This is a genomic window from Thermus albus (genome assembly GCF_022760855.1).
Taxonomy (GTDB): domain Bacteria; phylum Deinococcota; class Deinococci; order Deinococcales; family Thermaceae; genus Thermus; species Thermus albus.
In genome coordinates this window covers 251,519-265,230 of record NZ_JAKTNR010000003.1, presented here as the reverse complement: position 1 = coordinate 265,230, position 13,712 = coordinate 251,519, and the positions used below count along the sequence as shown (strand labels likewise).

General features: G+C 63.7%; 19 protein-coding genes and 1 tRNA gene. 12 read left to right on the top strand and 8 right to left on the bottom strand.

The features are described 5' to 3' along the window. Positions 1–46: 46 nt before the first annotated feature. Genes L0D18_RS05195 through L0D18_RS05185 form a run of 3 tightly spaced genes read right to left on the bottom strand, consistent with a single transcriptional unit; the run spans position 47 to position 2,114 of the window. Positions 47–970: a ribose-phosphate diphosphokinase gene (locus L0D18_RS05195; RefSeq protein WP_243027787.1), complete on the bottom strand. Its 924-nt coding sequence runs from the start codon at positions 968–970 to the stop codon at positions 47–49. A 14-nt stretch (positions 971–984) separates the two neighbouring features. Next, a complete protein-coding gene (mtnN, locus tag L0D18_RS05190; protein WP_243027786.1) occupies positions 985–1,650 on the bottom strand; it encodes a 5'-methylthioadenosine/S-adenosylhomocysteine nucleosidase in 666 nt (221 codons plus the stop codon). Next, positions 1,647–2,114 carry an S-ribosylhomocysteine lyase gene (locus L0D18_RS05185; RefSeq protein ID WP_243027785.1) on the bottom strand — a complete coding sequence of 156 codons (468 nt, stop codon included), beginning with the start codon at positions 2,112–2,114 and terminating at the stop codon, positions 1,647–1,649. The genes mtnN and L0D18_RS05185 overlap by 4 nt, the downstream gene beginning before the upstream one ends. A gap of 370 nt (positions 2,115–2,484) precedes the next feature. Between L0D18_RS05185 and L0D18_RS05180 the strand changes: the two genes are divergently transcribed. The 9 genes from L0D18_RS05180 to L0D18_RS05140 all read left to right on the top strand — a co-directional run bounded on the left by L0D18_RS05180 (position 2,485) and on the right by L0D18_RS05140 (position 9,672). Next, complete coding sequence (locus tag L0D18_RS05180; protein WP_243027784.1) at positions 2,485–2,916, top strand: ComF family protein; 432 nt, start codon at positions 2,485–2,487, stop codon at positions 2,914–2,916. Positions 2,917–2,971: 55 nt separating this feature from the next. Continuing rightward, positions 2,972–3,721, top strand: coding sequence for a DNA-processing protein DprA (locus L0D18_RS05175; protein ID WP_243027783.1), 750 nt, complete (start codon positions 2,972–2,974; stop codon positions 3,719–3,721). A 75-nt stretch (positions 3,722–3,796) separates the two neighbouring features. Next, entirely contained in the window at positions 3,797–5,308 is a 1,512-nt protein-coding gene (gene guaA / locus L0D18_RS05170) for a glutamine-hydrolyzing GMP synthase (protein WP_243027782.1), read from the top strand. 426 nt (positions 5,309–5,734) lie between these two features. Then, a complete protein-coding gene (locus L0D18_RS05165) occupies positions 5,735–6,022 on the top strand; it encodes a glutamine synthetase/cystathionine beta-lyase binding protein (protein WP_243027781.1) in 288 nt (95 codons plus the stop codon). Then, complete coding sequence (locus L0D18_RS05160; protein WP_243027780.1) at positions 6,022–6,402, top strand: VOC family protein; 381 nt, start codon at positions 6,022–6,024, stop codon at positions 6,400–6,402. The genes L0D18_RS05165 and L0D18_RS05160 overlap by 1 nt, the downstream gene beginning before the upstream one ends. Before the next feature lie 4 nt (positions 6,403–6,406). Beyond that, positions 6,407–6,547, top strand: coding sequence for a hypothetical protein (locus L0D18_RS05155; RefSeq protein ID WP_243027778.1), 141 nt, complete (start codon positions 6,407–6,409; stop codon positions 6,545–6,547). An 87-nt stretch (positions 6,548–6,634) separates the two neighbouring features. Continuing rightward, complete coding sequence (rnhA, locus tag L0D18_RS05150) at positions 6,635–7,099, top strand: ribonuclease HI (RefSeq protein WP_243027776.1); 465 nt, start codon at positions 6,635–6,637, stop codon at positions 7,097–7,099. Positions 7,100–7,123: 24 nt separating this feature from the next. Next, complete coding sequence (locus L0D18_RS05145; protein WP_243027775.1) at positions 7,124–8,800, top strand: acyl-CoA carboxylase subunit beta; 1,677 nt, start codon at positions 7,124–7,126, stop codon at positions 8,798–8,800. Between the two features lie 8 nt (positions 8,801–8,808). Beyond that, complete coding sequence (locus tag L0D18_RS05140) at positions 8,809–9,672, top strand: hydroxymethylglutaryl-CoA lyase (RefSeq protein ID WP_243027773.1); 864 nt, start codon at positions 8,809–8,811, stop codon at positions 9,670–9,672. Here L0D18_RS05140 and L0D18_RS05135 read toward each other — a convergent pair. Together L0D18_RS05135 and L0D18_RS05130 are read right to left on the bottom strand one after the other, a co-directional pair. Continuing rightward, entirely contained in the window at positions 9,669–10,064 is a 396-nt protein-coding gene (locus tag L0D18_RS05135) for a DUF3197 domain-containing protein (RefSeq protein ID WP_243027772.1), read from the bottom strand. The genes L0D18_RS05140 and L0D18_RS05135 overlap by 4 nt on opposite strands. Positions 10,065–10,102: 38 nt before the next feature. Further along, a complete protein-coding gene (locus L0D18_RS05130; RefSeq protein ID WP_243027771.1) occupies positions 10,103–10,597 on the bottom strand; it encodes a DinB family protein in 495 nt (164 codons plus the stop codon). A 23-nt stretch (positions 10,598–10,620) separates the two neighbouring features. Between L0D18_RS05130 and L0D18_RS05125 the strand changes: the two genes are divergently transcribed. Beyond that, a complete protein-coding gene (locus L0D18_RS05125) occupies positions 10,621–10,833 on the top strand; it encodes a hypothetical protein (protein WP_243027770.1) in 213 nt (70 codons plus the stop codon). Continuing rightward, positions 10,830–11,438, top strand: a complete 609-nt coding sequence (locus L0D18_RS05120; protein ID WP_243027769.1) for a YkgJ family cysteine cluster protein — start codon at positions 10,830–10,832, stop codon at positions 11,436–11,438. Before L0D18_RS05125 ends, L0D18_RS05120 begins: the two co-directional genes overlap by 4 nt. A gap of 23 nt (positions 11,439–11,461) precedes the next feature. On the opposite strand, the gene L0D18_RS05115 is transcribed toward L0D18_RS05120, so the two are convergent. The 3 genes from L0D18_RS05115 to L0D18_RS05105 form a co-directional block, all read right to left on the bottom strand. After that, a tRNA-Ser gene (locus L0D18_RS05115) sits at positions 11,462–11,553 on the bottom strand. Beyond that, a complete protein-coding gene (gene tilS / locus L0D18_RS05110; protein ID WP_423247894.1) occupies positions 11,532–13,076 on the bottom strand; it encodes a tRNA lysidine(34) synthetase TilS in 1,545 nt (514 codons plus the stop codon). Before tilS ends, L0D18_RS05115 begins: the two co-directional genes overlap by 22 nt. Continuing rightward, positions 13,069–13,461, bottom strand: coding sequence for a hypothetical protein (locus L0D18_RS05105; protein WP_279232188.1), 393 nt, complete (start codon positions 13,459–13,461; stop codon positions 13,069–13,071). The genes tilS and L0D18_RS05105 overlap by 8 nt, the downstream gene beginning before the upstream one ends. A gap of 31 nt (positions 13,462–13,492) precedes the next feature. Between L0D18_RS05105 and L0D18_RS05100 the strand changes: the two genes are divergently transcribed. Next, positions 13,493–13,708 (top strand): CDGSH iron-sulfur domain-containing protein, encoded by a 216-nt coding sequence (locus tag L0D18_RS05100; protein ID WP_243027767.1) that lies wholly within the window; start codon positions 13,493–13,495, stop codon positions 13,706–13,708. Positions 13,709–13,712 lie beyond the last annotated feature (4 nt).

The following is a 13,712-nucleotide window of genomic DNA, read 5'->3' as shown; positions in this document are numbered from 1 at the left end:
TAGCTTACCCCATCCCCGGGGGACATGTGTCCTTTTTCACCAGGGCTTAGATAAGGGCGCTCACCGATTGGTTGGTGTGCACGTGCTGAATGGCCTGGGCCAGGAGCTCGGCGGTGGAAAGCACCGTATACCCCCCGTCCTTTAGGGGAATGGTGTCGGTGAAGATCACCTCCCGGATGGCCGGGTGGGAGAGGTTTTCCCGGGCCTCCCCCACCAAGACCGGGTGGGTGGCCATGACCACCATCTCGGGTAAGGCCCCGGCCATGAGCAGCGCCTCCACCCCCCGCCGGATGGTGCCCCCGGTGGAAACGATGTCGTCTATGATCAAGGGCCTTTTCCCCGCCACCTCCCCGATCACGTAGGTGACGGAGGTTTCCTTGGGGCCGTGGCGGCGCTTGGCCAGCATGGCAAAGGGTAGGCCCAGCCTTTCGGAAAGCCGCCTGGCCTCCTCGGCCCGGCCGGCATCCGGGGAGACCACCACCCCGTTTTCCGTGTACCCCTTTTCCTGGAGGTAGCGGGCGAAAAGCCGTACGGCGGAAAGGTGGTCCACGGGGATGTCAAAGAACCCCTGGATCTGGGGCGCATGTAGGTCAATGGCGATCACCCGGTGCACCCCTACGGTTTCCAGGAGATTGGCCACCAGTTTGGCGCTGACGGGCTCGCGGCCTTGGGTCTGCTTATCCTGGCGGGCATAACCGAAGTAGGGGATGACGGCGTTGATGCGCCCCGCCGAGCTTCTCCTGGCGGCATCGGCCAGGAGGAGGAGTTCCATGAGGTGGTCGTTCACGGGAGGGCTGGTGGGCTGGATCAAGTAGACGTCGTCTCCCCGAACGCTTTCCAGAAGCCGCACCTGCACCTCCCCATCGGGGAAACGGTCCACCAAAGCCTTGCCCAGAGGAACCCCCAGGGCCTCCGCCACCCGCCGGGCCAGGTCGGGGTGGGCATTCCCCGCGAAAAGCTTGATTTCCATGGACCCCTCCCCTTTCAGTATGCCAAAAGGGCAGGGGCCAGGAGGCCAAGCCGCCTCGAGGCCCCTTGCAAAAAGGCCTGGAAGTCCCTGGCGGCCTCTTCCCCCGCCCCGTCGGTTACCACCCGTACCAAGGCCATGGGATGGCGGAAGCGCCAGGCCACCATGAGGGCCGCGGCCCCTTCCATCTCCACCGCTTGGGCCCCGTGAAGCCCCGCAAGCCTCCTGGCCTCCTCCCTATCCGCCAGAAACCGGTCCCCCGTGGCCACCACCCCGCGCCGAAAGGGGAAGCCCAGGCTTTCCGCCGCCTTTTCCACCTTCGCCAAAAGGGCAGGGTCCGAGGGGAAGAACCGCACCCCAAAGGCCGTTTCCCCAGGCTCCCGGCCAAAGGGGGTGAGGTCCACGTCCCACTGCACCGCCCTCTCCGCCAGGAGGAGGTCCAAGGCCCGCAAGGAGGGATCCAAAGCCCCCGCTACCCCCAGAAAGTAGCTCTCCTTGGGGGCAAAGCGGGCCAGGACATAGGCCACCGCCGAGGCCGCCGCCACCTTGCCCACCCCGGTTTCCGCCACCAGGACCCCCGGGGCCCGGTGGAGGGGGAAAGGGGCCCCAAGGGCCTCCTTAACCTCCAAAGCCTCCCTCAGCGCCGAAGCCTCCTCAGGCTCCGCGGCGAAAAAGGCGGTCACCTTCCCTCCAGGGGAATCGTGGGTTGCACCTTCAGGCCTTCCCGCAACACCTTCTCCGCCCAAGCCTTGGCCCCACGGAGGTCGTGGTCCCGGTAGTTGCCGCATTCCTTGAAGCTAGCCCCGGGAATAGGGCCCTCATGCACAAGCACATCCCTCAAGGCTCGCTCCCAGGCCACCAAGACCCTCTCCTCCTCCAAAGGACCCTCCACCACCAGGTAAAACCCGGTGCGGCACCCCATGGGGGAAAGGTCAATGACCCCTTCCAGGTGGTCCCGTAGATAGCCGGCGAGAAGGTGCTCGAGGGTGTGCAAGGCCCCTGTGGGAATGGCCTCCCGGTTGGGCTGGGCCAGGCGCAGGTCGTACTTTTCCACCAAGCCGCCCCCCACCGTTTTCCTTCCCGCCAAGCGCACGTAAGGCGCTTGAACCTTGGTGTGGTCCAACGCAAAGCTTTCCACCTCGGCCATAGGCCCTATTACACCCCAAAGGGGCACCTACAATAAAGGTATGCCCTCTCTTTGGCCCATTGGAACTGTATTCCTAGCCCCCACAGAAGAATACATCCACGTTCTATGGCCAGAGGACTTGAACACCCCAAAAGGCCAAGCCTTACGGCAATGGCCTATTGGTCCCACCCAACCCGGGATTCCTGTCCGGGAGGTTTTTGTCCGGGGAATAACCGAGGAGCCCATCGGTTCCCAAACCGCCCGTTATTTACTGGAAAAGGGATACCTTCCTCCCGTAGCTTTCCAACCCTATATATTCCATGGGCCAGGCACCCTTCGCGTCCGAACGCTTGACCTTCATACGCTAAAAAGCAAGCATATGCCAACCCCCTTGCGCACCCCCGTGGGTGAACTCCTCTACCGAGCCAAATACGGAAACCTTCCCTTTCCAGATCTACACGGTTTGATCCACCTTCTTGCCTCCACTCTGGCCTACCAAATACGTAGAGTAAACGCCTCTTACGAAGCCGTCGTTCCAGCTCCTCCTAGCATAAAGCGTTCCCACCAACCGGTTCTTCTTCTAGCCGAAGCCCTTGGCAATCTCCTAGGCCTACCTGTAAAGCACGTACTGCACAAGGAAGACGGTGTGCCCGTTAAGAATATCCCCAATGAACTTCGTGCCCATGAGCTAGAAAAACGCATCCACCTTCAGAAAGGGGCGGTCCTACCGAAGAGGATTCTCCTCTTGGACGACATCGTAGGTACGGGATCCACCTCGAGGCTTGCCAAAATAGGCTCCTATCTGCTGGAGCTGACACCATAGAGGCCTGGGCGCTGACCATAGCGCCCTCACAGGACCCTTCTGATACCATGAAGGCATGGCTATCTCCTTGAAAAAGGTTCTCCCTGGAAGCCCAGGGTACCCCTCACGCCTAGAAGATTCGCTGAAGGGGCCCCTAGCCAAACCCCCTTCCCTGTACTTTCTCGGACGGGAGGACTTGGCCAACCCAACTAAAGCTTTGGCCATTCTCGGCTCTCGCCACGCCTTAGAAGAAGCCCTCCATTTGGCTCGCGAAGCGGCCGAGTACTTCGCTAAAGCCTCCTATACGGTAATAACGGGCCTGGCTCGGGGTGTGGACTGGGAAGCCACATTGGGCGCTTTGGAAAGGGGTTACGCCATAGGTGTGGTCCCCTTTGGCCTCAAGAGTCCCGACGCCACTCGGCTGTTGCGGAAACTCGGACAATACCTATCAGAACGCCTTCTTCTCCTGTCCGAACTGGAACCCTATCTACCTTGGCGGGCGCACCACGCCATGAGGCGTAACCGCCTTGTAGTGGGTTTGGCGGATGCGGTTTTAATCATCCAAACGGGGCCCAAAGCCCAGGAAGTAGACGGTCGTCCACGGCAAAGCGGCACTTGGGATGCGGCAGAAAAAGCCCACGCAATGGGCCGACCCGTCTTCGTTCTGGACCTCCCCATTGAGGGAAATCAGGCCCTTAAACGTAGCCTTCCGGCGATTCCTGTCCCCCCGGGAAAAGAAGGGTTTGAGTTCATTGAGGCCATGTTGGGTCCAGCTCTTCCTAACGCAGACGAGAAAAAAATCGTCTATCAACCCCGCCTTTTGTAAACAGCCCCCCTTGGGCAACAGGAGAGCTTAACAGGCCAAGTACTTTTCCTCCTTCTACCCGGTAAACTAGCCTACATGGTCCTGGTCCTGGACTTCGGCTCCCAGTACACCCGCCTCATCGCCAGGAGGCTCAGGGAACTCAGGGTCTTCTCCTTGATCCTGCCGGGGACGGTGAGCCTCGAGGAGGTTCTCAAGCACAAGCCCCAGGCGCTCATCCTCTCCGGGGGTCCCAAAAGCGTCTTTGACCCCCAAGCCCCCCGGCCCGACCCCCAGGTGCTGGCCCTGGGCCTCCCTACCCTTGGCATCTGCTACGGCATGCAGCTCTTAGCCCAGGAGCTTGGGGGCAAGGTGGAGCGGGCCGGGCGGGCGGAATATGGCAAAGCCCTCCTCACCCGCTACCAAGGCCCCCTCTTTAGGGGCCTAAAGGGCGAGGTCCAGGTTTGGATGAGCCACCAAGACGCGGTTACCCAGCTTCCCCCGGGATGGCGGGTGGCAGCGGAAACCGAGGAGAACCCTGTAGCGGCCATGGAGGCCCCCGACGGCAAAACCTTCGCCGTCCAGTTCCACCCCGAGGTGGCCCACACCCCCAAGGGGATGCAAATACTGGAAAACTTTCTGGAGACGGCCGGGATCCCCCGGGACTGGACCCCAGAGCACATCTTAGAGGACCTGATCCGGGAAGTGCGGGCCAAGGTGGGAAAGGATCGGGTCCTCCTGGCGGTCTCCGGCGGGGTGGACTCCAGCACCCTAGCCCTCCTCCTGGCCAGGGCCGGGGTGGACCATCTGGCGGTCTTCGTGGACCACGGCCTCCTGCGCCTGGGCGAAAGGGAGGAGGTAGAGGGGGCCTTAAGGGCCTTAGGGGTGAACCTGCGGGTGGTGGACGCCAAAGAACGCTTCCTCAAGGCCCTAAAGGGGGTGGAGGACCCCGAGGAAAAGCGCAAGGTTATCGGCCGGGAGTTCGTGGAGGTCTTCTCCCAGGTAGCCCGGGAGACGGGGCCCTTTCGCTTCCTGGCCCAAGGCACCCTTTACCCCGACGTGATTGAGTCCGCGGGCGAGGCGGGGGCCGCCAAAATCAAAAGCCACCACAACGTGGGCGGGCTCCCAGAGGACCTGCAGTTTGAACTCCTGGAACCTTTCCGCCTTCTCTTTAAGGACGAGGTGCGGGAGCTGGCCCTGCTCCTTGGCCTCCCTGACCCCATCCGCCTGCGCCACCCCTTCCCGGGGCCGGGGCTAGCGGTGCGCATCCTGGGGGAGGTCACGGAGGAAAAGCTGGCCATCCTGCGCCAGGCTGACGATATCTTCATCAGCCTTCTAAAGGAGTGGGGGCTTTACGGAAGCGTGGCCCAGGCCCTGGCCGTCCTTACCCCGGTGCGGAGCGTGGGGGTGGCGGGGGATGAAAGGAAGTATGGCTACGTTCTGGCCTTAAGGGCCGTGACCACCGAGGACTTCATGACCGCGGACTGGGCCAGGCTCCCCCTGGAATTCCTGGACGCGGTGGCGAGGCGCATCACCCGGAGGGTGCCGGAGATCGGCCGGGTGGTCTACGACCTCACCTCCAAACCCCCGGCCACCATAGAGTGGGAGTGACGGGAGGGCCGGCTAGGACCTTAAAGGCTCTTTTCCTGGAACAATGTCTGGACAAGGAGGCCCAGCCCTCCACCAAGCGCGAATTGGTGAAGGGCTGCCCTGGGCTACGGCTGGGGCTAGCCGGGCCCACGCCCTTTTGGTCATCTACTTGGCCCTGGTCCTGGGTCCCTTGGCCGGAAGGCATGGCTGCCGCCTCCTAGTGGTGGATATGAAACTCGAGGTGGGAGCAGGGGTCTAGGCCAGGGTGGACCTCGAGGCCCGCGGATGCCGCTCACCTGGGCGCAAGCCAAGGTATGGACCCTGATAGAACCTTTTAGCAAGCCTAATCTTGTAAGAAATCACGGGGCAAGGTGCGGGGGTAACGCTCTCCTCTTGGGTTGCTGGAGAGAAACCCCTGGGCTATTCTGAGGGGGAAAGGAGGCCAAGATGCCCACCTTTATAGTGCTCAGCACCCTTACCGATGACGGCGCCGAGACCCTGGTGAAAAACCCCGAGCGGGTCAAGGAGGTCAACCAGGAGCTGGAGCGGGACTTCGGGGTCAAGGTGGTGGCCCAGTACGCCGTCCTTGGGCCCTATGATTTCGTCAACATCGTGGAGGCGGAGGATGCCTTAGCCGTGGCCCGGGCCATGCTCCACCTCTCGGCCAGGGGGAGCGTGCGGACCACCACCCTCGAGGCCATTCCCGTGGCTGACCTCATCGCCAAGCTCAAGTAGTGGAGGTCCTGGAAACCGCGGTTTACGCCGAGGATTTGGAAAAGGCCCGGGCCTTTTACGAGGGGGTTTTGGGTCTTCCCTGCTTCCAGTTCCAACCCCCGCGCCACGCCTTTTTCCGGGCGGGGAGGGGGGTCTTCTTGGTCTTCAACCCCCACCAGACGGAAAAGGAAGCAAACCTTCCTCCCCACGGGGCCAGGGGCAGCGTGCACGTAGCCTTCAAGGTGGCGGAGGAAGAACTCCCCCTATGGGCGAAAAGGCTTGAGGAAAGGGGCTTCCCCGTGTGGTGGGCGGAGTGGCCCGGGGGCAAAAGCCTTTACACCCGCGACCCCGAAGGCAACCTGGTGGAACTGGCTCCCGCCGCCATCTGGGGCCTAGAATAGGGGCATGGCCGTCCGGTACCGCTTTGATGTAGAGGAGTTTGAACGCCTCTTCCCGGGGGTGAAGCACCTGGAACTCCGCTTTGGGGCCCCTACCCCAAATGAACCGCAGAGGGGAAATCTACCGGATGAGTCCCACCGGTCCTAGGCACGTGGGCTTGACTCTAAAGGAGCTGGTCTTCCCCGGCGAGGGCAAAGCCCCCTTGGCCTTCCCCCACCGGCCCATCCTCTGGTCGTGAAACGGGTGGAGCTTTACACCGATGGCGCCTGCCTGGGCAACCCCGGGCCCGGCGGGTGGGCGGCCCTCTTGCGCTATGGGAGCCAGGAGCGCATGCTCTCTGGGGGTGAGGCCTGCACCACCAACAACCGCATGGAGCTCACCGCCCTGCTGGAAGGCCTAAGGGCCCTCAAGGAGCCCTGCGAGGTGCACCTGTTCTCGGACAGCCAGTACCTGGTGAAGGCCCTTTCGGAGTGGCTACCTAGATGGCAAGGGAAAGGCTTCCGCGGGGTGAAAAACCAGGACCTCTGGGAGGCCATCGGGGAAGAGTTGAAGCGGCACCAGGTGGTGCCCCATTGGGTGCGGGGGCATAACGGCCACCCGGAGAACGAACGGGTGGACCAGGAGGCCAGGCGGCAGGCGCAAAAGATCCAATCCCAAACCCCTTGTCCTTCCCCAAAAGCCACGCTTTTTTCCGATTAGGCAAGAAAGCGTTATAGTAAGGCCATGGGTCCGGAAGCCCGCCTCGAGAGCAAGCTCCGCCCGGAGGAGCGGGAAGGCCCCGTATTCAAGGCCAACAAGGACGCCTGGGTAGCCCTGGTGCGGGAGTTTAGGGAAAGCCTGGAAAGGGTGCGCCAAGGGGGTGGGCCCAAGGCCATGGAGCGCCAGCACAAAAAAGGCCGTCTCACCGCCCGGGAGCGCATCGCCAAGCTCTTAGATCCGGGAACGGAGTTCTACGAGCTCATGGCCTTCGCCGGGTGGGGGATGTACGAGGAATGGGGTGGGGCCCCAGCGGGGGGGGTGATCACGGGTATCGGCAAGATCCAGGGCCAGGACTGGATGATCATCGCCAACGACGCTACGGTAAAGGCCGGGGCCTTCTTTCCCATCACCGCCAAGAAGGTGATCCGGGCCCAGACCATCGCCTTGGAAAACCGCATCCCCACCCTCTACCTGGTGGACTCCGCGGGGGTCTTCCTCCCCCTCCAGGATGAGGTCTTCCCCGACCAAGACGACTTCGGCCGCATCTTCTACCTCAACGCCCGCATGTCGGCCCTGGGCATCCCCCAGATCTCCGCCATCATGGGCAACTGCGTGGCTGGTGGAGCCTACCTTCCCGTCATGACCGACGTCCTCATCATGACCGAGGGAAGCGGGCTTTACTTGGCGGGCCCTGCCCTGGTGAAAGCGGCCATCGGCCAGGAGGTCAGCAGCGAGGAGCTAGGCGGAGCCCGGATGCACTTTGAGGTCTCGGGCACCGTGGACTTCTACGAGCCCAATGACGAGGCGGCCTTGGAAAGAATCCGGAAGCTTATAGCCCTCTACCCTCCCCCAAGGCTGGCCCCTTGGGCGGAAGGGCGCAAGGAGGCCAAGGAACCCCTCTACCCCGCTGAGGACCTCTACGGCCTCATCGCCCCTGATGGCTCCCGCCCTTATGACCTCCGGGAGGTGATCGCCCGGCTAGTGGACGGCTCCGAGTTTCTGGAGTACAAGGGGGGGTACGGGGAGACCCTGGTCACCGGCTTTGCCCGCATTGGGGGGTTTCCCGTGGGCATCGTGGGCAACCAGCGCCTCATCCTGAAGAAAAAGGGGCGGATTGAGGTGGGTGGGGTGATCTACGCGGAAGCCGCGGACAAGGCGGCCCGGTTTATCCTCGAGGTCAACCAGATGAATATCCCCCTCCTCTTCCTCCAAGACGTGACCGGCTTCATGGTGGGCAAGGAGTCCGAGCAAGCCGGCATCATCCGCCGGGGGGCCAAGCTGGTGAACGCGGTGAGCAACTCCGTGGTGCCTAAGATCACCCTGATCCTAGGGGGCTCCTTCGGGGCTGGGAACTACGCCCTGGCGGGGAAGGCCTATGCGCCCCGGTTCCTCTTCGCCTGGCCCAGTGCCAAGTACGCGGTGATGGGCGGGGCCCAGGCGGCCAAGACCCTTTTGGAGCTGGAGGTGGAAAAGCTTAGGCGGGAAGGCAAGGAGCCCTCCGACGAGGAGCTAAAAGAGCTTTACGAGCGCATCAAGGGCCGCTACGAGGAAACCCTGGACCCCCGCTACGCCGCCGCCCGCCTTTGGGTGGACGGGATCCTCTTCCCCCACGAGACCCGGAAATGGCTCATCAAGGCCCTCGAGGCCTGCGCCTTGAACCCCGAGCGGGAACCTTTGCGCATCGGGGTCTTTCAAGTCTAGGGGTGACCATGACCCGGACCCCCATCCGCTATGTGGAATGCCCACGGGATGCCTGGCAGGGCTTCCGCCGCTTCATCCCCACGGAGGAGAAGGTGGCCTTTTTGCGGAAAATGCTGGAAGTCGGTTTCCGCCACCTGGACCTCACCAGCTTCGTCTCCCCCAAGTGGGTGCCCCAGATGGCGGATGCCGAGGAGATCTTGGCCGCCTTGCCCCCACCCCAGGGCCGCACCTACCTGGCCATCGTGGCCAACGAGAAGGGCCTGGAAAGGGCCCTTACGGCCCCCAACCTCACGGCCATCGGCTACCCCTTTTCTCTTTCGGAAACCTTCCAGCTAAAGAACACCAACCGTTCCCGGGAGGAATCCTGGCCCCTGGTGAAGGCCATGGTGGAGGCCACGGAGGGCAGGCTTGGCCTGGTGGTCTACCTCTCCATGGCCTTCGGCAACCCCTATGGGGACCCGTGGAGCGTGGAAAGGGTTCTGGAGGACATCGCCCGGTTACGGGAACTCGGGGTCAAGGAGATCGCCTTAGCGGACACCTACGGGATAGCGGAAGCAAGCCGCATCGGGGAGGTCTTGGAAAAGGCGGTGGCCCGCTTTGGCCCTGAGGGCCTGGGGGCCCACCTCCATTCCCGGCCCGATAGGGTCTTGGAAAAGGTGGAAGCGGTGCTGGGGGCCGGGGTCCTTTGGCTGGAAGGGGCCTTGGCCGGGGTGGGGGGTTGCCCTTTCGCTGGGGACGAGCTCGTGGGCAACCTGCCCACGGAAAAGGTCGTCCCCTACTTGGAGGGCAAGGGCTACGCCACCGGGATAGACCTTGGGGCCCTCCCCCAGCTTGCGGGGGAGGCCGCCAGGCTTAAGCTCCTCTACGGTTAGGCGGCTTTTTTTAGATAGATGCCGGGGTCCGTGGGGTTGGCGATGGCGTTCACCCGCCGGATGAGCTCCTCGGGCGGAAGCCCCAAAAGGGCGGTGAGCTCCGCCGGGGAGACCACGGCCTCGTAGAACTTCCTGGCCCCTAGGCGCAGCAAAAGGCCCACCAGCTCCGAAAGGGCCTCCTCCCCGCCCGGGAAGGCCGGGCCGAAGGCATCGGGGGTGAGGAGGTCCTTCTTGCCCCCGTGGATGAGGAGGGCGTAGCGGGCCTGGTGCCGGCGGTCCTGCCAGTCGGTGATGAGGTAGACCTTGGCCTCAGAGATCCGCACGCCTTTCAGGGCCTCCTTGAGGGCCTCGAGGGTCAGGTTGGGAGAACCGCGCAGGCCGATGCGTTCCATGGGAACATCTTACGGCCAACCCCCGAGGACAAGGGTCCTTACATGAGCTTGCGGGCGTAGATGACCTGGCCGGCATGGTGCTGGGCGTGCTCCACCAGGTGGTGGAGGATATGGGCCCTGGGGGCCATCAGGCCCTGGGCACCCACGGGAACCTCCTGGGAAAGCTCCTCTTCCCGCAGACTCCGGAAAGCGGAATCCAGCCTTGCCCAAGCCTCCCGGAACCGGGCCTCCACCACCCCCTTGGGCTCAGGCTCCCCCTGGAGCTCCCACTCCCTCCCCCTTTGGGCCCAGTGGGGAAGCTCCTGGGGGAAGGCATAGCTGAAAAGCCGCAAGGAGCTTCCCGTGATGTGCCGTACCAGGCCCCCAATGGGGTTCAGCCCCTCCTTGGGCCGCCACCAAAAGCCTTCCTCGGGAAGGTCAAAGGCCCAGCGCTCCAGGTGGCGCTCCACCTCCTTAAGCCCCTTGATCCAGGCGGAAACCGCCGGGGAAACCCCGGGCACCAAAGGCTCCAGGAAAGGCGCAAGGTTGGCCATGAGAAGAGCGTACACTAACCCTTATGGACGCGTTGGGCCTTCTTCTCCTTTTGGTTCTGGTCCTCCTCCTAGCCTACGGGATGCGGCCCCCCCTAACCCAGGCCCGTTGCCCCCGCTGCCACCTGCCCAAGGCCCTGGCGGAGGAGGTGGCCCGGCACCGGCGCTTCTGCCCCCAGGTGGCCGTGCGGGCCTGCCCCTTTGACCCCAGGAAGGGTCTCTGGCGCCTACGCCGATGAGCCCAGTAGAAGTCCATTGGCAGGGCCTCGAGGCCGATCTCGCCGACTACCTGGCCAAAAAGGGTGTCCAGCCCTCTTGCCGAGCCGGGTGCTTCGCCTGCTGCTTGGGTCTGGTCACCCTTTCCCGCCTGGAAGGGGAAGCCCTCCTACCCCACCTCAGAGCGGAACAGAGGCAAAGGCTCTTGCAGGAAGGCCCAAGACGCCTGGCCCTCCTAAAGGAGGGCAAGGACGACCCCCAGTTCCCCGGCCGGTTCTTCCTAAGCCGGACCCCTTGCCCCTTTTTGGCGGAGGGGCTCTGCGGGGTCTACCCTTGGCGCCCCCTCGCCTGCCGGGCGCTTCTCACCGCCAGCGATCCCAAGTTCTGCCATCCCGAGGCAGGGTTTTCCGGGAATCATTTTCTCCCCACCCCCTGGCGCATGGCCAGGATGCGCATGGAAACCCTCTGGGAAGAGGAGCGGAAGCGGTATGGGTTTTTGGTGCTGGGGGAGATGGTGGGCCTTCTCTACCTCTTAACGGCAGGGTTCCCGCGTACCCGCCAGGCGGCTGAGGAAACCTTGACGTCCCTTGGGGTTTTAGGGGGGCGGTGGGGGTTCCAGCTGATTTAAAAAAGCGGCCTCCTGGCCGCCTTTGGCGGAGGGGGCGGGATTCGAACCCGCGAGGCCCCTTACGGGGCCTACCGGTTTTCGAGACCGGCCCGTTCAACCGCTCCGGCACCCCTCCCTGAGCCGGGCAAAGAAACCCTTTAGGAGCTTAGCACACTCCCCTTCCAAAACGCCACCCCTTAAGCCCTCCCCCTGGCCATAGCGGGTTAGGGCCCCTTCCTTTAGGTTTTCCACCCCATAGACCACCTCCACCCCCGCTTCCCGGAGGGCATGGTGGCACATGCGGCAGGGCTCCAGGGTCACATAAAGCCTTCCCCCACGCGCCTCCTGGCCCAGCTCCCGGAGAAGGAGCATCTCCGCATGGGCCGTGGGATCCCCCGTGGCCTCCACCCGGTTGTGGGCCCGATAGGCCCTTTCCCCCACCACCAAAACCGCCCCCACGGGCACCTCGCCCTCCTGGTAGGCTTTTTTGGCCTCCTGAAGAGCCAGGGCCATATACCGCTCCTCCAGGGAAGGCGGATGGAAGCCCAAAACCTCCACCACCTCCCTTCCTTCCCCCTTCACGGGCCAAAGGGGCTTGAGCTCCTTGGGCACCCCCTTTTCCGAGAGGAAATCCCTTAGGCGCTTTCGCCCATAGGGCATGGCCAGGTAGTCCCCAGGCTCGGGCCGGCGGAAGCCTGGGGGTAGGGGGAGGCTGGGTTTCGGAGGGATGAGGAAAAGGGTGCCCCCCTTGCGCCTGGCAGTATACCCGCCAGGCAGGGTGGCCACCCCACCCTCCAAAGCCCCCTGCAAAAGGGCGATGAGCCGGGCCTCGGGGCGAAGGTCCAAGGCCTCCAAAAGGAAGCGCAAAGCCCTTTGCCTCAGGACCGCGGGAGCCCCTAAAAGGGGTACCACCCGATAGGCGGGAACGAAAAAACGGGTATCGGGCAGAAGGCGAGCCTGGGCCTCCCTTTCCAGGTGCTTGTCCTCCTCCTCACGCACCAAGGCGAAGCGGGAAAGGGCCTCCCGGGCCTTGGGAAACCGCTCCAGAAGGAGAGGGAAAACCCGGAGCCTAAGGTAGTTTCGGTCCAAGGAAAGGTCCTGGTTGCTGGTGTCCTCCCGCCAGGCCTCCCCCAGTTCCCGCAAGAAACCCCTGAGCTCCTCCCGGCGGAAGGCCAGGAGAGGCCTTACCACCAAGCCCTCCTTCTCCCTGATGCCAAGGCCCCGGGCTGTACCCTGGAGAAGCTTTAGGAGCACCGTCTCCGCCTGGTCGTCCAGGGTGTGGGCGGTGAGGATGGCCCGAGCTTTAACCTCCCGAGCCACCCGGTGGAGGAAGGCGTAGCGGATCTCCCGGGCCACCGCCTCCAGGTTCTCCCCCCGGGCCTGGGCCACCTTGGCCACCTCCACCCGCTCGCCATAGAAGGGAAAACCAAGCCTTGCCGCAAGGGCCTTCACGAAGGCCAGGTCCTCCCCGCTTTCCGGGCGAAGGGCGTGGTCCAGATGGGCCACCACCGCCCTTCGCCCCGCCCGCCTCACCAGGTGGGCCAAGGCTACGGAATCCCCACCCCCCGAAACCGCCAGCACCAAAGGGTCCTTTGGCGCAAGCCGGGCCAGGTGTTTCCGGAAGGCCTCCTCCAACCCTTGGGCCACCCCCTCAGGCAAGCCTGGCCACCTCCGCCTTCAAGGTGGGAAGGCAACACCGCCCCCTGGGGTTGCGGAGGTCGCAGGCGCACCGCTTGGCCCTAACCCCCATCTCCACCTCCTTAACCGGATCCTCCCCCTGGCGCAAGGCCTGAACAACCTTCTCCCGGGTCCAGTCAAAGCAGTAGCAGATAAGGGGGGCACCCTTGTCGTAGATGGGGAAACGCACCTCCGCCAAGGTGTAAACCCCCTCCTCCCCGTAGTAGACCACCGGGCAGGCGGGGTCTTGGCAGAGGTAGTGGGGGCCTTGGGGTGCAAGCCGGGACAGGGCCTGGCCGGTGAGGAAGTTCTTCACGGTCTTTAGGGGCACCTCCATGCCCGCTTTTCCATTTTGGGGACATACCATGCCCTTACTATAGCCCCGGTATCCTAAGGCCATGAAGCTCCGCTTCCGGGAAAACGGGCCTTACATTTTAGACCTCCCCGAGGGAACCCCTTTCCGGCTCAACGGGGAAGAAAGGCGTCTGGAGAGGGCCAAACTGGCCCTTTGCCGCTGCGGGCAGTCTGGAAACAAGCCCTTCTGCGACGGTACCCACAAGGAGGTGGGGTTTGCGGCGGAAAGGGGGGAGTTGGAGATGGAACCCAAGCCGTGACCTC